The sequence below is a fragment of the Hymenobacter aquaticus genome (assembly GCF_004765605.1).
In the GTDB taxonomy this organism is placed as follows: Bacteria; Bacteroidota; Bacteroidia; order Cytophagales; family Hymenobacteraceae; genus Hymenobacter; species Hymenobacter aquaticus.
Map to the genome: position 1 here is coordinate 987043 of NZ_SRLC01000001.1, position 16456 is coordinate 1003498.

At 64.5% G+C, this 16456-nt stretch carries 14 protein-coding genes; 1 reads left to right on the forward strand and 13 read right to left on the reverse strand.

The annotated features are described in order from the left end of the window. Positions 1 to 55: 55 nt before the first annotated feature. From hisF to hisG, 7 genes are all read right to left on the reverse strand, one after another. A complete protein-coding gene (hisF, locus tag E5K00_RS03970) occupies positions 56 to 814 on the reverse strand; it encodes an imidazole glycerol phosphate synthase subunit HisF (protein ID WP_135461916.1) in 759 nt (252 codons plus the stop codon). Positions 815 to 824: 10 nt separating this feature from the next. Beyond that, entirely contained in the window at positions 825 to 1541 is a 717-nt protein-coding gene (gene hisA, locus E5K00_RS03975) for a 1-(5-phosphoribosyl)-5-[(5-phosphoribosylamino)methylideneamino]imidazole-4-carboxamide isomerase (RefSeq protein ID WP_135461918.1), read from the reverse strand. Between the two features lie 7 nt (positions 1542 to 1548). After that, positions 1549 to 2136 carry an imidazole glycerol phosphate synthase subunit HisH gene (hisH, locus tag E5K00_RS03980; protein ID WP_135461920.1) on the reverse strand — a complete coding sequence of 196 codons (588 nt, stop codon included), beginning with the start codon at positions 2134 to 2136 and terminating at the stop codon, positions 1549 to 1551. 171 nt (positions 2137 to 2307) lie between these two features. Further along, positions 2308 to 3411 carry a bifunctional histidinol-phosphatase/imidazoleglycerol-phosphate dehydratase HisB gene (gene hisB, locus E5K00_RS03985; protein ID WP_135461922.1) on the reverse strand — a complete coding sequence of 368 codons (1104 nt, stop codon included), beginning with the start codon at positions 3409 to 3411 and terminating at the stop codon, positions 2308 to 2310. Between the two features lie 51 nt (positions 3412 to 3462). Next, positions 3463 to 4515 (reverse strand): histidinol-phosphate transaminase, encoded by a 1053-nt coding sequence (gene hisC / locus E5K00_RS03990; RefSeq protein WP_135461924.1) that lies wholly within the window; start codon positions 4513 to 4515, stop codon positions 3463 to 3465. A gap of 71 nt (positions 4516 to 4586) precedes the next feature. Beyond that, the gene (hisD, locus tag E5K00_RS03995; protein ID WP_135461926.1) at positions 4587 to 5885 is read right to left on the reverse strand and encodes a histidinol dehydrogenase; all 1299 of its coding nucleotides are present in this window, start codon (positions 5883 to 5885) and stop codon (positions 4587 to 4589) included. 157 nt (positions 5886 to 6042) lie between these two features. Next, positions 6043 to 6894 carry an ATP phosphoribosyltransferase gene (hisG, locus tag E5K00_RS04000; RefSeq protein ID WP_135461928.1) on the reverse strand — a complete coding sequence of 284 codons (852 nt, stop codon included), beginning with the start codon at positions 6892 to 6894 and terminating at the stop codon, positions 6043 to 6045. Positions 6895 to 7398: 504 nt separating this feature from the next. On the opposite strand from hisG, the gene E5K00_RS04005 reads away from it, so the two are divergent. Next, positions 7399 to 8346: a DUF2911 domain-containing protein gene (locus E5K00_RS04005; RefSeq protein ID WP_135461930.1), complete on the forward strand. Its 948-nt coding sequence runs from the start codon at positions 7399 to 7401 to the stop codon at positions 8344 to 8346. Positions 8347 to 8509: 163 nt separating this feature from the next. Here the strand turns inward: E5K00_RS04005 and E5K00_RS04010 are convergent, their stop codons facing one another. The 6 genes from E5K00_RS04010 to mnmA form a co-directional block, all read right to left on the reverse strand. Next, positions 8510 to 11053 (reverse strand): TonB-dependent receptor, encoded by a 2544-nt coding sequence (locus tag E5K00_RS04010; RefSeq protein ID WP_135461932.1) that lies wholly within the window; start codon positions 11051 to 11053, stop codon positions 8510 to 8512. Beyond that, positions 11053 to 11760: a ribulose-phosphate 3-epimerase gene (gene rpe / locus E5K00_RS04015; RefSeq protein ID WP_135461934.1), complete on the reverse strand. Its 708-nt coding sequence runs from the start codon at positions 11758 to 11760 to the stop codon at positions 11053 to 11055. Before rpe ends, E5K00_RS04010 begins: the two co-directional genes overlap by 1 nt. Before the next feature lie 178 nt (positions 11761 to 11938). Beyond that, a complete protein-coding gene (locus E5K00_RS04020; protein ID WP_135461936.1) occupies positions 11939 to 12262 on the reverse strand; it encodes a hypothetical protein in 324 nt (107 codons plus the stop codon). A gap of 166 nt (positions 12263 to 12428) precedes the next feature. Continuing rightward, a complete protein-coding gene (locus E5K00_RS04025) occupies positions 12429 to 14132 on the reverse strand; it encodes a S8 family serine peptidase (RefSeq protein ID WP_135461938.1) in 1704 nt (567 codons plus the stop codon). A gap of 182 nt (positions 14133 to 14314) precedes the next feature. Then, positions 14315 to 15085: a hypothetical protein gene (locus tag E5K00_RS04030; RefSeq protein WP_135461940.1), complete on the reverse strand. Its 771-nt coding sequence runs from the start codon at positions 15083 to 15085 to the stop codon at positions 14315 to 14317. Beyond that, positions 15082 to 16242, reverse strand: a complete 1161-nt coding sequence (gene mnmA / locus E5K00_RS04035; protein WP_135461942.1) for a tRNA 2-thiouridine(34) synthase MnmA — start codon at positions 16240 to 16242, stop codon at positions 15082 to 15084. Before mnmA ends, E5K00_RS04030 begins: the two co-directional genes overlap by 4 nt. Between the last annotated feature and the right edge of the window lie 214 nt (positions 16243 to 16456).

Consider the following 16456-nt stretch of genomic DNA (forward strand, 5'->3'; position numbering starts at 1 on the left):
ACAGGAACTCCCCTATCAATCCTAAGCACCAAGCACCAAACACTATTGAGTATCCTTACAGGCGCATGGGAATGCCTTCGGCCTGCAGATGCTGCTTGAGCTCCCGAATGCCGATTTCGCCGAAGTGAAAAATGCTGGCGGCCAGACCGGCGTGGGCCCGGGCCTGCTGAAACACCTGGGTGAAGTGCTCCATCTTGCCGGCCCCACCCGAGGCCACCACCGGCACCGACACGGCCCGGGCCACCGCCCCGGTAACGTCCAGGGCAAAGCCATCCTTGGTGCCGTCGTTGCTCATCGAGGTCAGCAGCAGCTCGCCGGCGCCCCGGTCGGCCGCCTCCCGGCACCAGGCCACGGCATCCCGCTCGGTGTTGTGGGTGCCGGCGCGAGTATACACCTGCCAGCCGGCCTGGGGCGAGTAGCGCGCATCAGCGGCTACCACGATGCACTGGCTGCCGAAGCGCCGGGCCAGCTCGTCAATCAGCTCGGGCCGGTGCAGGGCCGCCGAGTTGATGCTGACTTTATCGGCCCCGTTCAGCAGGAGCACTTCCACGTCGGCCACCGTGCCGATACCCCCGCCCACGGTGAAGGGAATATCCAGCTCCCGGGCCACGTCGCGCACCAGATGAATCAGCGTGGCGCGCTTCTGGTTGGTGGCCGTAATATCGAGAAACACCAGCTCGTCGGCCCCTTCCTGGGCGTAGCGGGCCGCCAGGGCCACCGGGTCGCCGGCGTCGCGCAGGCCCTCAAACTGCACGCCCTTCACGGTGCGGCCGTCTTTCACGTCGAGGCAGGGAATGATTCGTTTGGTCAGCATAATGGAAAGACTACAGCAGCTTGCGCAGCTCGGCGAAAGAAATGGTGCCCTCGTAAATGGCCTTGCCAATGATGGCCCCGTGCATGCCCACTTCCCGCAGGGCTTCCACGTCGGCCATCGTCGTGACGCCGCCGCTGGCCACCAGCCGGGCCGTGGGTACCTGCTCGCGCAGCGCCCGGTAGGTAGCCAGCGAGGGGCCCTGCAGCTTGCCGTCCTTGCTCACGTCGGTGCACACGAAGGTGGTAGCGCCCTGGACTACGTACTCCCGGATAAACTCGGCCACCGTCCGCTCCGACTGCTCGGCCCAGGCGTTGATGGAAATGTGGTTGTCGCGAAAGTCCGCGCCCAACAGGATCCGCTCCGGCCCGAAGGTGTGCAGCCACTGCCGCACGGTTTCGGGTTCGCGCACGGCAATGCTGCCGGCCGTCACCTGGGCGGCGCCGGCGTCGAAGGCCTGGCGCACGGCCTGCTCGCTCTGCAAGCCGCCCCCGAAGTCGATAACCAGGCGGGTATGGCGGGCAATGCTTTCGAGCACGGGCAGGTTGACGGGCTGCCGGGCCCGGGCCCCGTCCAGATCTACCAGGTGCAGGCGCTTGACCCCGGCGGCTTCGAAGCGCTGGGCCACGGCCAGCGGGTCAGCATCGTAGGTGGTTTGCTGGGCAAAGTCGCCCTCGGTCAGGCGCACGCACTGGCCGCCGATCAAATCAATTGCGGGTATTATCTCCATGTGGGGGTTAAAGCTTGAGGAAGTTTTCCAGAATGCGCGTACCCACCGGGCCGCTCTTCTCGGTGTGGAACTGCACGGCGTAGAAGTTCTGGTGCTGCACAGCGGCGCTGAAGGGCGCGGGGTACTCGGCCTCGGCAATGGTGTACGCGCCCACGGGGGCATAGTAGCTGTGCACAAAGTACACGAAGTCCTGCTCTTGCAGCCCGGCAAACAACGGGGAGCGGAGCCGCTGCAGGTTGTTCCAGCCCATGTGGGGCACCTGGTAGTCGGCCGCGGCCGGGAAGCGCTTCACCTCGAAGGGCAGGATGCCCAGCATGGTCGTGTCGTTTTCCTCGCTGTGGGTACCCAGCAGCTGCATGCCCAGGCAAATACCCAGGAAGGGCTGCCTGAGCGTGGGCAGCACCTGGTCCAGGCCCTGGGCGCGCAGCTCCTGCATGGCCGAGGCGGCCTCGCCTTCGCCGGGAAACAGCACCTTGTCGGCCCGCCGGATCTGCTCGGCGTCGGCCGTGAGCGTGGCCCGCACGCCCAGCCGGTCCAGGGCGTAGAGCACCGACTGCACGTTGCCTCCCTTGTAATCAATTACTGCTATGTCCATTTGAGCACAAGCGTTATTTATTCATTTGTATAAACAGGCTATAAATCCTGTTCCTCTTTCTGTTAGACTCCCCGCAGAGCCGGTAGCTTGTGAAGCTGAATAACCGGCATCAACAGAGCCAAGCAAGGTTTATCCAAATGTTAAAACATTTGGATAAACCTTCTGAACCGCCTACAGAATCCCTTTCGTGCTGGGAATTTCCATCTTGCCCGCGTCGCGCACCAGCGCCATCTTGATGGCCTTGGCTACGGCCTTGAAAATGGCTTCGATCTTGTGGTGCTCGTTCTGGCCTTCGCACTTAATGTTGAGGTTGCAGCGGGCCGCGTCGGAGAAGCTCTTGAAGAAATGGTAGAACATTTCGCAGGGCATATCCCCCACCCGCTCGCGCTTAAACTCGGCGTCCCACACCAGCCAGGGACGGCCGGAAAAGTCGATGGCGGCCTGGGCCAGCACGTCGTCCATGGGCAGCAGGAACCCGTAGCGGGCCAGGCCGCGCTTGTCGCCCAGGGCCTGGTGGAAGGCTTCGCCCAGGGCAATGGCCGTGTCCTCGATGGTGTGGTGCTCGTCGATGTGCAAGTCGCCCTGCACCTGGATTTTCATATCCACGCCCGAGTGCTTGCTGAGCTGGTCGAGCATGTGGTCGAAAAAGCCCAGGCCGGTGTGCATCTCGGGCCGGCCGTTGCCGTCGAGGTTCAGCTCGATGCGGATCTTGGTTTCGTTCGTGTCGCGCTGCACCACGGCCGTGCGGGCGGGCAAACGCAGGAACTGGTAGATGGCCTCCCAGCTGGTGGTCGTCAGGGCGGCGCGCTCGTCGGCTTCCTCCCGAATGAGGATGGATTGGCAGCCCAGGTTCTGGGCCAGCTCTACGTCGGTGAGCCGGTCGCCGATGACGAAGGAATTTTGCAGATCGTAGGCACCGGGCGTCAGGTACTGCTCCAGCATGCCAATACCGGGCTTGCGGGTCGGCAGGTTGTCGTGGGGAAAGCTGCGGTCGATGTGCTCCCGCGCGAACTCCACTCCTTCCGCGCGCAGCACGTCGAGCATCATGGTGTGGGCGGGCCAGAAGGTTTCCTCGGGGAAGCTCCCGGTGCCCAGCCCATCCTGGTTGCTGACCAGCACCAGCTCGTAGTCCAGCTCGCGGGCAATGCGCGCCAGGCCGGTAATGGCCCCGGGTACAAACTGGAACTTCTCCCGGGTCAGGGCGTCGACCTGAAAATCCGTCGGCGGCTCAATCAGGATGGTTCCGTCGCGGTCAATAAAAAGAACTTTCTTCATGGTATATACTAGCCGGCCGTTTTTATACCGGCTACTGAAGTATGGAAAAATTTAGGCGGCGTAGTCCCGCAGGGCTGCCACCAGCTGCTCGTTCTCGGCCGGCGTGCCTACCGTCAGGCGCAGGGTACCGGCGCAGCCGGGCTGGGTCGTGCGGTTGCGCACCACGATGCCCTTGCCCAGCAGGTACTCATACACAGCCGTAGCATCGGGGCGGAAACGGGCCAGCAGGAAGTTGGCATCCGAGGGAAACAGCTGCTCCACGATGGCCACAGTCGACAACTGCTGCTGCAGCCACTGCCGGCCCGCAAGCAATTCCTGGCGCATCTGCTCGAAGTGCGGGGCGTCGGCCAAGGCGGCCAGGGTGTGCTGCTGGGTGGCCTCCGACACGTTATAGGGCGGCTTGATCTTGTTGAGGTAGCCGATAATGGCGGGCGAGGCGAAGGCCATACCCAGGCGCAGACCGGCCAGGCCCCAGGCCTTGGAGAAGGTTTGCAGCACCACCAGGTTCGGAAACTCCGCCAGGCGGGTCGTCCAGCTGGGCGCGGCGGCAAAGTCGGCGTAGGCTTCGTCCACCACTACCAGGCCGCGGAAGCCGCGCAGCACCTGCTCCACGGCCTCGGCGTGCAGCAGGTTGCCGGTCGGGTTGTTGGGCGAGCAGAGGAAAACCAGCTTGGCATCCGACGCAACGATGTGCGCCACGGCTTCCGGAGCCAGCTGAAAGTCGGGCGTCAGCGGAATCCGCTCCAGGCGCACGTCGTTCAGGTTGGCCGCCACTTCGTACATGCCGTAGGTGGGCGGCAGAATCAGGATGTGGTCCTGGCCGGGGCGGCAGGTCAGGCGCACCAGCAGGTCGATGGCCTCGTCGGAGCCGTTGCCCAGAAAGATCTGGGCGGGCTCCACGCCTTTCAGCTGGGCCAGCTCGGCTTTCACGGCCCGCTGGTGCGGGTCGGGGTAGCGGTTGAACTGCTGGGGGCCGGCGCTGCCCAGGCTGTTTTCGTTGGCGTCGAGCATCACGCGGGCTTCGCCCTGGAATTCGTCGCGGGCCGAGGAGTACGGCTGCATGGCCCGGATATTAGGCCGGATAAGGGTTTCGAGCTCAAACATGAACTGTGACGGAAAGGCTGCCCGGGCCGGCCAGTACAGCGCGCCCCGGGCAGTGATGATAGGTACGGGTCTCAGGCGTTGTCGCCCAGTAGGCTTTCCAGGCGCAGGGTCACGGCCCGGGCGTGGGCGCGCAGGCCTTCGGCTTCGGCCATGGTTTCGACCACCGGGCCCACGTGCAGCAGGCCTTCGGCCGTGATGCGCTGGAAGGTGATTTTCTTCACGAACGAATCCAGCGACACGCCGCTGTAGTTGCGGGCGTAGCCCCCGGTGGGCAGCGTGTGGTTGGTACCGGAGGCATAGTCGCCGGCGGCTTCGGGCGTGAGGTGACCCAGGAACACCGAGCCGGCGCTGGTCACGCCTTCGGCCAGCTCCTCGGCGTTGCGCACGGCCAGGATCAGGTGCTCGGGGGCGTACTGGTTCGAGAAAAACAGCATTTCCTCCGGCGTGCGCAGCAGCACGGCCCGGCTTTCGCCCAGGGCCAGGGCGGCCACTTCGCGCCGGGGCAGCTGGGCCAGCTGCCGCTCAATCTCGGCCGTCACCTGCGGCAGCAGCTCCACCGAGTCCGTGAGCAGCATCACCTGCGAGTCGGGGCCGTGCTCGGCCTGGGAAAGCAAATCGGCGGCCACGAAAGCCGGGCTGGCGGTTTTGTCGGCAATCACCAACACCTCCGACGGGCCGGCGGGCAGGTCGATGGCCACCCCGCGCTGGGCGGCCAGCTGCTTGGCGGCCGTCACGTAGCGGTTGCCGGGCCCGAAGATCTTATCCACGGCTGGCACGCTCCCGGTGCCGCCGGCCAGGGCGGCCACGCCCTGGGCCCCGCCGGCTTTGATGATGGTGCTGATGCCCAGCAGCTGGGCCGTGAACAGAATCACCGGATTCACCGAGCCGTCTTTCTGCGGGGGCGTGCACAGCACGATTTCCGGGCAGCCGGCCAGGCGGGCCGGCACGCCCAGCATCAGCAGGGTGCTGAACAGCGGGGCCGTGCCCCCGGGAATGTAGAGGCCCACCCGCTGCACCGGCACCGACTTGCGCCAGCAGGTCACCCCGGGCATGGTTTCTACCCTGGTGATTTCTTCGCGCTGGGTCAAGTGGAACTTCCACAGGTTGGCGTGGGCCTGCCGGATGGCGGTTTGCAGCGCGGCGGGCACCTGGGCCACGGCGGCCGTTACTTCTTCGGCCGTCACGCGCAGGTCGGTCAGGGCGGCGCCGTCCAGCTCCTGGGCGTAGTGGCGCAGGGCCTCGTCGCCGCGCTGGCGCACGTCGTCGAAGATCTGGCGCACGCGCTCCTCCACCTGCCGGGCTTCCCCGGCGGCGGGCCGCTGCTGCAGCGCCGCCCATTCAGCCTGACTCGGATAGTGAATTACTTGCATCCTTTCTAATGTGCTAATGTGTTGGAATGTGCTGATGTGCTAATCCTGGCTGGACGTGTTGAAAGATGCTAATGCGGGGAATGGGCGGCAATGCTCCTGACTCAGTTTTTGACACAGCATTAGCACATTTACCCACATTAGCACCTGAGCACATTACTTAAGAAATCATCTTTTCGATGGGCAATACCAGGATGCCTTCGGCGCCGACGGCCTTGAGCTGGCCGGTGATGTGCCAGAAGTCGTCCTCATTCACCACCGACTGCACCGATACCCAGCCTTCCTCGGCCAGGGGCGTCACCGTGGGCGACTTGATGCCGGGCAGCAAAGCCTTCACCGCCTCCAGGGAAGCCACCGGGGCGTTGAGCAGGATGTACTTGTTGCGGCGGGCCCGGCGCACCGACTGCATCCGGAACTGCAACTGTTCGAGCAGCGCCTGCTTTTCGGCGCTCAGCGTCTGGTTGGCAATGAGCACGGCCTCGGAGCGGAACACGGTTTCCACCTCGCGCAGGCCGTTGCCCAGCAGCGTCGAGCCCGAGGACACGATGTCGCAGATGGCGTCGGCCAGGCCGATGCTGGGGGCAATTTCCACCGAGCCGCTGATCGTGTGCAGGTTGGCCTGCACGCCTTCGCCGGCCAGGTAGCGGCCCAGAATCTGCGGGTACGAGGTGGCAATGTTCTTGCCCTGCAAATCGGCTACCGAGCTGTAGGCCTCCGAGCGCAGGATGGCCAGCGACAGGCGGCACTTGCTGAAACCCAGCTTTTCGACTTCCAGGTCCGGGAAGCCGGCTTCGACCAGCACGTTCTGCCCCACGATGCCCAGGTCGGCCACGCCGTCCTGCACGTAGCCGGGAATGTCGTCGTCGCGCAGAAACAGGATTTCCAAGGGAAAGTTAGTGGCTTCGGTTTTGAGCTTGTAGGAGCTGCTCATGAAGGAAATGCCGCACTCCCGGATGAGAGTAAGCGAATCCTCGCTCAGGCGACCTGATTTCTGAATGGCCAGACGAATCATAAGAAAGTGGGATGGGAAAGGAATGCCGCGAAACCAACTCCCCAACGGGGCGGCAGGCGGGCACGGAAACAGATACGAAGAGAAGGGAAAAAGGCCGGCGGCCGGCTCGACTACGGCAACGGCGGGCGGGGCCGCCTTTCCGGGGCGGCCAGGCACTCGGTATACGACGTGCCCAACGGGGTCAATATGCTTGTATCGTTCCTCTCTTAAGAGGAATGATGCCCGTGCAGATGATGATGCGCCGCGCGCAGCCAGCCAGTAGCCTGGCCCGAGTGGGCGGCCTGGGAGCTGAGGGTGCACAGGAAAAGCGCGGCGAAGGGCATAAAGGCGAATTGCTGGGCAAAAGTACACGCGGCGGGCTCGAAACAAAATTATTCCGGCAAAAAATCTTGGGAACCCTGACCTTTGCGGGGAGATGCTGAGCCAACCGGCTTTTTGGCACTATTGTTTCGGAATACTCCGTTCTTTGGTTTTTGCTTCCGCCGCTCCTGCCTATTGCTGCTTATGCTTCCCCTCCGTTCGTTTGTTTCCGCTACCGGCCGGCTGGGCCTACTGCTGGCGCTGGCCGGTAGTATTTCCGCCGCCCCCGCCCAGGCCCAGATGCCTGACTCGCTGACCTCGCCCACGCCGGCGGGCCCCACGGTGCGGGGCCCCGAGCTGCCCCTGCCCCAGGCCAGCCCCCACGCCGTGGTGCTCCAGACCATCGGCCTGACCGACGTCACGGTGGATTACCATACGCCCACGGTGCGGGGCCGCGCCATCTGGGGCCAGCTCGTCCCCTACGGACAGGTGTGGCGGGCCGGGGCCAACGAAAACACGATAGTCTCCTTCTCCGACCCGGTTTCGCTCAACGGCCAGGCCGTGCCGGCCGGCAAGTACTCGTTTTACATTCTGCCCAAGTCGGACCAGGACTGGGAACTGATTTTGAACCGGGTCATCAACCACTGGGGCAACGAGGGCTACGACGCCCGCGCCGACCAGCTGCGCGTGCCGGTCGTGCCGGAAACGTCTTCCATGCACGAAAACCTGGTGTACTGGTTTTCGGAGGTGAAGCCCAATAGCGGCCGGCTGAACCTGTCCTGGGAAAAGCGCACGGTCAGCCTGCTCATCGAAACCGACGTGCACGCCAAGGCCCTGGCCGGCATCCAGAAAGTGCTGGCGGCCCACCCCGAAAACTGGCAGCTGCTGGCCCAGGCCGCCGACTACCTGGTGCAGAACAACATTCAGGCGGAGCTGGCCCTGCAGTACATCAACGAGTCGCTGCGGCTCAAGGAAGCTTACACCAACACCTGGATTAAGGCCCGGCTGCTGGCCTCCAAGCAGGATTACGGCACGGCCATCGTCTACGGCCGCCGCGCCCTGAAGCTGGGCGAAAAGGACGACCCCAACTTCCGCAACGTGCAGCCCAACATGCGCATTACGCTCACTGAGTGGCAAAGCAAGGCGTATTAGGTTTGGGGGTTAGTGCTTGGTGCCTAGTGCCGAGTGGTTAGTGCTTAGCAGTTACGGACATAAAAGGCCCGTCAGAAGATTCTGACGGGCCTTTTTTATATACACAGACTTGCTGTTCAAGCTTGACCTCCCTGCCAAGCACTAGGCACTAGGCACCAAGCACCTAAAACCGGGCAATGACGCGCAGGTTGACCACGCGCCGGGACAGGTAGTTGGGCACGGCGTAGGTGCGGCCGTTGATGTCCTGCACGTAGCTGTAGCCGGCCACGTTGTTGGCCGCCAGCACGTTCAGGACTTCCAGGCCCAGCCACAGGCTTTCCAGGTGCCCGGGCTTCCTGGTTTCGGTGGAGTTGCTGAGCGAAATGACCTTGGAGAAGCCCAGATCCACGCGCTTGTAGCTGCGGGTGAGCTTGGTGGTGCCGCGCTCCTCGGGCAGGTTGGGCGGGCTGAACGGCAGGCCCGTGCCGAACACCAGGTTCACGTAGCCCTTCACCGAGGGGTTACCCGGCAGCTGGTCCTGGAAGAAGATGCCGAAGTTCAGGCGCTGGTCGGAAGGGCGGCGGATAAAGCCCTGGGCGGCCTTCCCGATGGTGTCGCCGGCGGCGTTGTAGAGCGTGACGGAGTCGCCCACGATGTTTTCGCGGGTGGTCAGCACACCCAGGCTAAACCACGACTCCACGCCTTTCACGAACTCCCCGCTCACGCGCGTATCCAGGCCGGCGGCGTAGGCCTTGGCGTTGTTCTTGGCGAAGTAGCGCAGCCGCACGTTGTCGATGTCGTAGGGAATCACGTCGGTCAGGTGCTTGTAGTACACCTCGCTGGTGAATACGAACGGCCGGTTCCACTGGCGGAAGCGCAGCTCGTTGCCGGCAATAACGTGCAGGGAGCGTTGGGCCCGCAGCTCCGGGTTCAGGGCCGCCGACTGCACCACCACCGCCTGGGGCGTGGCCTGGGTGCCGCGGCTCTGGTCGCGCAGCTCGCGGTAGAACGGCGGCTGGTAGTACAGGCCCGTGGCCAGCTTAAACGACAGGTTGGGGTTGCGACGCGTGACAAACGAATACTGCACCCGCGGGCTCACCGTCAGCTGCCCGTTCACCGACCAGTAGTTGGCCCGCACGCCGTAGGTCAGGGTCTTGAGCGAGTCCAGCTCGATGGTGTGCTGGGCGTAGCCCTGGTAGCGGGTGCTGGCCAGGTTCAGGTCGGACACCAGCCGGGTGCGGCGGTAGTCGGGCACGAAGTCGGCCGAGTCCACGAAGCTGTATTCGTTGAGTTGGTCCTCGATTTTCTCCCGGCCGGCCTTCACGCCCCAGCGCACGGTGTGCTGCGCCCCGGGCGTCCAGCGGCCCCGGGCCTCCAGCGTGGCCACCCGGGCCACCAGGTTGTTGCGCGAGTGGTCGAAGCGCGAGCCCACGTCGCGCTGCCGCACCGGCTGGTTGAAGTCGTCGGAGTTCGGGTCCCGGTTGATTTCGGCAAAGCTGTAGGCAGCCTCGATGTCGCGGTACTCAAACTCGCGGGAAATAAAGGCCCCGCCCAGCAGCTCGCCCTGCAAATTGCTGCTGAAGTTGTGGCGCAGGTTCAGGCCGCCCTGGTAGGTATCGTACTGCATCCGCTCCCGCCCGTCGTAGGCAATGAACAGGCGGGTAAACTGGTTGGTGGACGTGCTGAACGTGGCCTGGCCCGACTCCGGGTTGAAGCGAAAGTCGTTGTGGGCGAAGGTCGTCAGCAGGCCCAGGCTGGTCCGCTCGGGGTTGTCTTTGGGCCCCAGCGCGGCGTTGACGTAGGCCTGCCCGTCGTAGAACGTGGGGTTGTAGCCGCCCTGCTGCTGCTTCAGGGACCGGAGCACGTAGGTGGCGTTCTTGTAGCGGATGCCGGCCAGGTAGCTGATGCGCTTGTTGGGCGAAGTGGCTTCCACGTGCATTGAGCCGCCCACCAGGCTGGCCGTGGCCGAGCCCCCGAACTTCTGGGGCTTTTTGTACTCGATGCTGAGTACCGAGGACAGCCGGTCGCCGTACTTGGGCTGCCAGCCGCCGGAGGAAAACTCGATACGGTCCACCAGGTCGGGGTTCACGAAGCTGAGGCCCTCCTGCTGGGCCGAAGTCACCAGAAACGGGCGGTACACCTCGATGCCGTTGACGTAGACCAGGTTTTCGTCGTAGTTGCCCCCGCGCACGGTGTAGGTGCTGGTCAGCTCGTTGTTGGCTACCACCCCGGGCAGCGTGGTCAGAATCTTGTTGAAGTCGCCGAAGGCCGAGGGCAGCTCCTTCACCGCCCGCGGGTCGAGGCGAATGACGCTGACCTGCTCGCGGGTGTCGGCCTCGTCGTTGCGGGCCCGCACGGTTACGTTTTTCAGCGCCCTTGTGTCCAGGGCCAGGGTAATGGTCAGCTCCCGGGTTTCCGAGAGGTTCAGCACGATGCGCTGGGCCTGGTAACCCAGGCGGCGCGCCACCAGCGTGGGTTGCTTGCCCCCGAGCGGACGCACCACGCTCAGGGCAAACCGGCCCTTGTCGTCGGTGTTGGTACCGCCGGGCTGGCCTTCAATTCCCAGGCTTACCTGCTCGAGCGGCGCGCCACTGGCGTCGGTAATGGTACCGGTAATCAGCACGCGGGCGGTTTGCTGGGCCCGGGCCGTGGGCCCGGCGGCGACCAGGAGCACCGCACTCAGCAGGCTGGCCCGCAGCGTCGTCTGGAAAACGTACGAGTGCTGCATTAGCGGGTGGGCTGCGCGTCGGCTTCGACCAGGGCATTGAGCTGCTGGCGCATGTCGGCCAGCGTAGCCACCGGGTCGGGCGAGTTGAACACGAAGCTGCCGGCCACCAGCACGTCGGCTCCGGCCTCAACCAGGGCGGCGGCGTTCTGCAGGCTCACCCCGCCGTCAATTTCAATCAGGGCCGCCGAGTTGTAGTCCACGATCAGCTCTTTCAGGGCCGCTACCTTGCGCAGGGTGTTGGGAATAAACGACTGCCCGCCAAAGCCCGGATTCACCGACATGATGCACACCAGGTCGAGGTCGGCAATGATGTCTTCCAGCACGCTCACGGGCGTGTGCGGGTTCAGGGCCACGCCGGCCCGGCAGCCCAGGGCCTTGATTTGCTGCACCACGCGGTGCAGGTGCGGGCAGGCTTCGTAGTGCACGGTAATGTTGGCCGCCCCCGCGTCGCGGAATGCCGAGAGGTAATGCTGGGGCTCCTCTATCATCAGGTGCACGTCCAGGGGCTGCTGGGCGTGGCGGTGAATGGCTTGCAGCACCGGAATGCCAAAGGAGATGTTGGGCACGAAGCGGCCATCCATGACGTCACAGTGCAGCCAGTCGGCGGCGCTGGGGGCCAGGCGCTGGGTTTCAGCCTGGAGGTTGGCAAAATCGGCGGCCAGCAGGGACGGAGCCAGCAAGGGAGCAATACGACGGGTCGGATTCATAGTGCGAAGGTAACGCTTTGGCAAGCAGGTTTTGGTATACGCCGGGGCAGGGAAATGTGCGCGGGGCCTGGTTCCGCCACGCAAAAGACCGCAGCCCGGCCCCCGGGAGGGCGAGCTGCGGTCTGAGCGGAGCCGTGCGCAGCGGCGGCCGGCCGGGTACTTGCCCCGGCCCGCGGGCTTATTTCTCGGCCTTTTTCCAGGCCTGCCAGTCCAGGCCGCCGTCTTCGCGCTTGCGCAAAAACACGGTCTGGTCGTCCTTCTGGGTTTTGCCGAAGGTCACGTCGCCCCGGCAGTCGAGGCACTTGACGGAGGTATACTTGAACTTGTCCTGGGCCACGCGCGAGGTCAGGTCCAGATTGTCGGAGGCGCACAGGCCGCAGGCCAGCACGTCGGGAAAGCTCAGCCGGTCGTATTCGGCCACGACTTCGTGGAAGTTCGTGCCCTGCACCGTGAAGTGAAACTGGCGGCGCCCAATGCGCTTGGTAACCATTAACTGCAACATAGAAAAGAGAGGATTAAGAAGCTGTTTTCAGACAGAAAGTTACTAATAATTTTGGCTGAAACCAACGCCCCATTATTCCTTTTTAAACGAACGGACAGCAAAAAGGGCGACTATTGCCTTCCAACAGTCGCCCTTTCGATAAAATCAACTAACTGAGTTAGCAAACCTACTGCTTTTCGAAGCGCACGGTGCGTTGAGCCTTGGCGCTGGCAATGGTGCAGGTATACACGCCCTTGGCCAGCGGACCGGGCCGGAGCTGCACCTGGGCGGCGGTGGTGGCGGGCAGCTGCTGCTGGGCCACCACGGCGCCGCGGGCATCGTAGACGCGCACGCTCAGCGGGCTGCCCTGCAAGTCGGGCGTGAGCTGCACGGCCAGCTCGTCGGTAGAGGTCGGGTTGGGATACACCACCAGCTCGCTTGGGGCCCCGGCCGCCGGGGCGGTGGGCAGCGGCGTGCCGGGGTTGGCCAAGGCGTAGGCCTGCACGAAGTTGGGCACGCCGTAGCCGACCAGGTTGTTGGGCGTGCTGGCCCGGGAGCCGGAGCGCTGCAGATAGCTGATAACCTGCTGGGCCGTCAGGTTGCGGTTGGCCTGCCAGAATCCGGCCACCATCCCGGCCGTAATGGGGCAGGAAAAAGAAGTGCCGTTGCCCCGCGTGGCCGTCCCCGAGGGCGTCAGGATGGCCGACTGCACGCCCATAGCCACGACGTTGGGCTTGAGGCGCCCGTCGGCCGTGGGCCCTACCGAGCTGAAACCGGCCAGCTGCTGGGACGCATCCACGGCACCCACCGTCAGAATGGAATCGGCATCGGCCGGGGCCGTGATGTAGCGCCAGCCGCTGGCACCCTCGTTGCCGGCGCTATTCACGACCAGCATGCCCACGCGGGCGGCCCCGGCCGCGGCCCGGGTCGAAATAGCCGTGCGCCCGTTCAGGTCGGCGTAGGCGTAGTCGATGGACGGGTAGTCGAAGGTGTTATAGCCCAAGGACGAGCTGATGACGTCCACGCCGGCCGAGTCGGCGTACTCGGCCGCAATCAGCCAGTTCATTTCCTCCACCGGGTGCTCGGAGTAGATATCCTCCGTCACGCACAGGCGGTACTTGGCTTTGGGGGCCGTGCCGATAAAAAAGCCCGGCTGGTTGGCGGCCATCGTCGAGAGGCAGTTGGTGCCGTGGTCGTTGCGCAGGTACACGTCGCGGATTTTATCCACGAAATTGAAGCCCGCCAGCATACGGCCCTCGTCGAACAGCGGCTGAAAAGCCGGAATCTGGTCGACGCCGGGAAAGCCCGCGTCGAAGACGGCAATCTGCATGCCTTCGCCCCGGAAGTTGGCGCTGTGCATCGTCACGGCTCCAATCATGTTGGCCTGGGCGTAGGCCGGGCCGTAGTCGGCGGGGGCCGCGGCGGGCCGCTGCTCCTGCGGGAGCACCACGGGCTGGGGGTCGCGCTTGCGGGCCCCGGCCTGGGCGCGGTTCAGCGTCACGACGCTGCGCACGAAGGGCAGCCCCTGAATGGTGGCCAGGGTGGTCGAGTCGCAGGCCACCACGGCGGCGTTAAACCAGCGCGAGGTGTACCAGAGCTGCGCCTTAGGCACGGCCTTGAGCTGGCTGACGTAGGCGGGGTTCACCGGCAGGTCGCGGGGCAGCACGGCAATGTTCTGCCGGGTGCGGCGCTGAATGGAAGCCGCCGAGAGAAACGCCTGGGGCTGGGCCGGACTAAAGGGCGAGTTGGCTTTGTCGCGGAAATAAATCAGGTGCTTGCGCACGGTGGGCGTGGCGCGCTGCGGGGCACCGGGCGTACCCGGCCCGGCGGCCCGGCCCGGCAGGGCGCTCAGGCCCAGGCCCGCGAGCAGCAGCAAAGTAGAAAGGCGCATTCGAAAGGGAGAGAAGCAGTGGAAAGGTAACCAGCGGGAAGATACGCAAATACCGGTTTGGTGGCGAACAGGCCGGTAACAGCCCGAGCGGGCCGGGTGGGCAAACAAAAGGCGGCAGGTGAAATACACCTGCCGCCCGAAGTTCGTTGCATCGGCCGCGCTACGTACGCCAGTCCGTTGGCTTACAGCTTGCCCTGCTCAATGAGAATCTCGTGCCGGGCCTGCCCCTTGTAGATGCGCGAGTTAGACTTGCCGCAGGTTGGCGACTGGTCGTCGCAGTAAATAAAGCGGCGGCGCACCCGGTACACCGGCCCCGCGCCCTTGGCGTACACCTGGCGGTAGGTCGAGCGGTAGTACTCGTCATCAGCCCCGTAGACGTTGCCGTTATTCACGATTAAGGCGGTAGTGAGCGTCTGCTCGTAGCGGTAGGGTTTGCCGCCCACCGTGGTCTGGAAAGGCTGCCCCACGCTTTCGTAGCGGCGGTTGTCCTTGCCCTGCGTCAGGCTGTCGGTGTCGACCAGGGCAAAAGCGTACATGTTCCAGGCCCGGTCGGGGCGCACGGGAAACACCAGCTCCACCGTGCGCCGGTTGTTGCTGGTCAGCAGCAGAGTTTTGCTGGTGGCCGCCACGAACATCACGCTGTCGTCGCGCCATACGTCGGTGGGCAGCGCGCGCCGGGCCCGCACCACCCGGAACACCGGCTGGCCCGTCGCGTCGCTGACCTGGTCGGTCACCGTTTCCCGGAACTGGTAGCTGCTGGGCGTGCGCTGGTAGGCGTTCCAGAGCGTATCGGCCACGGCGTAGACCCGGTAGCGGCCCACTTCCAGCGGGTAGTAGTCGGTGCCCGACTCCGGGCCGGGCACGGTGTCGTTCTGGCAGCCGGCCAGGGCCAGAGCAGCCAGCGGAGCCGCGACGAGCAGGTTTTTCAGCGAAGCGAAACGGGCTGATTTCATAGGGTTGCGGAAGTGGCCAGGGTGCGCGCGGGAACTTCAGAGATGGTGTGGCGCTCAATCCAGCCGCCGCCGAGCACGTCCTGGCCGTCGTAGAACACGGCCGCCTGCCCGGGCGTAATGGCGTGCACCGCTTCCTCGAAGTACACCCGGATATGGTCGCCGACCTGCTCCAGAAACGCGGGCGAGCCGTTATGGTTGTAGCGTACCTTTACCGTGGCCGGCACCAGGCCCCGGCCTTCCAGCGACGCCAGCTTGCCCATGTTGAGCTTGCCCACGTAGGTGGTGGTGCTGGCCAGCTCGTCGAAGTTGCCCAGCACGACCTGATTGGTTTCGGGCCGGATTTCGGTGACGTAGGCCGGAAAGCCCAGGGCAATGCCCAGGCCCTTGCGCTGCCCGATGGTGTAGAACGGGTAGCCCTCGTGGTGGCCCAGCACGGTGCCGTCGCGCAGCACAAACTCGCCGCCGGCCACGCGCTCCTCCAGCCCGCTCACGCGGCGGCGCAGAAAGCCGCGGTAGTCGTTGTCGGGGATAAAGCAGATTTCGTAGCTCTCGGGCTTGTTGACCAGCTCGGTGAAGCCGCGGCGCCGGGCCTCGTCGTAGATTTCGGTTTTGCGCATGCTGCCCAGCGGGAAGATGGTGCGCGCCAGGCTTTCCTGCGACACGCCCCACAGCGCGTACGACTGGTCCTTGTTCTCGTCCAGGCCCTTGCTAATCACGTAGCGGCCGTTTTCGTGGCGGATGTTGGCGTAGTGGCCGGTGGCAATAAACTGGCAGCCGAGCTGGTCGGCCCGGCGCAGCAGCGCGTCCCACTTGATGTGGGTGTTGCAGAGCACGCAGGGGTTGGGCGTGCGGCCGGCCAGGTATTCGGTGGTGAAGTTGTCAATGACGAAGTCGCCGAACTCGTCGCGGATGTCGATGATGTAGTGCGGGAAGCCCAGCTCCACGGCAATCTGGCGGGCGTCGTTGATGGAGTCCAGCGAGCAGCAGCCGGTTTCCTTCTTGCTGCCGCCGGCCGAGGCGTAATCCCAGGTTTTCATGGTCATGCCCACCACTTCGTAGCCCTGCTCGTGCAGGAGCACGGCGGCCACGGAGCTGTCGATGCCGCCGCTCATGGCGACCAGCACTCGTCCTTTCGATTCGGAAGTATTCGTATTCATATTGGTTGAAAGCCAAGAGTGCTCCCGAAAGTTTCCGGGGCCCATTCGGCAAAGGTACTAAGTCCGCCGTTGCCAGCCGCCCAGGCCCCGACAAATGCCTTGGCAGCAGGCAAAAACTCGTTTTTTAGCCCCCCGCTGGCAACCATCGGCCATCCGCTTCCCGAGTGGATTTGGGCCGGGACAGGGGCGGCGGTAGTTACGCACTGAGTTTTTA

What these genes read in the sequence shown, in the direction of transcription:
- E5K00_RS04005 (WP_135461930.1), top strand. Translation starts at nt 7,399, where the DNA reads ATGCTTCCCCTCCGTTCGTTTGTTTCCGCTACCGGCCGGCTGGGCCTA.
- hisG (WP_135461928.1), bottom strand. Translation starts at nt 6,894, where the DNA reads ATGATTCGTCTGGCCATTCAGAAATCAGGTCGCCTGAGCGAGGATTCG.
- E5K00_RS04020 (WP_135461936.1), bottom strand. Translation starts at nt 12,262, where the DNA reads ATGTTGCAGTTAATGGTTACCAAGCGCATTGGGCGCCGCCAGTTTCAC.
- hisB (WP_135461922.1), bottom strand. Translation starts at nt 3,411, where the DNA reads ATGAAGAAAGTTCTTTTTATTGACCGCGACGGAACCATCCTGATTGAG.
- hisC (WP_135461924.1), bottom strand. Translation starts at nt 4,515, where the DNA reads ATGTTTGAGCTCGAAACCCTTATCCGGCCTAATATCCGGGCCATGCAG.
- hisH (WP_135461920.1), bottom strand. Translation starts at nt 2,136, where the DNA reads ATGGACATAGCAGTAATTGATTACAAGGGAGGCAACGTGCAGTCGGTG.
- mnmA (WP_135461942.1), bottom strand. Translation starts at nt 16,242, where the DNA reads ATGAATACGAATACTTCCGAATCGAAAGGACGAGTGCTGGTCGCCATG.
- hisD (WP_135461926.1), bottom strand. Translation starts at nt 5,885, where the DNA reads ATGCAAGTAATTCACTATCCGAGTCAGGCTGAATGGGCGGCGCTGCAG.
- rpe (WP_135461934.1), bottom strand. Translation starts at nt 11,760, where the DNA reads ATGAATCCGACCCGTCGTATTGCTCCCTTGCTGGCTCCGTCCCTGCTG.
- hisF (WP_135461916.1), bottom strand. Translation starts at nt 814, where the DNA reads ATGCTGACCAAACGAATCATTCCCTGCCTCGACGTGAAAGACGGCCGC.
- hisA (WP_135461918.1), bottom strand. Translation starts at nt 1,541, where the DNA reads ATGGAGATAATACCCGCAATTGATTTGATCGGCGGCCAGTGCGTGCGC.
- E5K00_RS04025 (WP_135461938.1), bottom strand. Translation starts at nt 14,132, where the DNA reads ATGCGCCTTTCTACTTTGCTGCTGCTCGCGGGCCTGGGCCTGAGCGCC.
- E5K00_RS04010 (WP_135461932.1), bottom strand. Translation starts at nt 11,053, where the DNA reads ATGCAGCACTCGTACGTTTTCCAGACGACGCTGCGGGCCAGCCTGCTG.
- E5K00_RS04030 (WP_135461940.1), bottom strand. Translation starts at nt 15,085, where the DNA reads ATGAAATCAGCCCGTTTCGCTTCGCTGAAAAACCTGCTCGTCGCGGCT.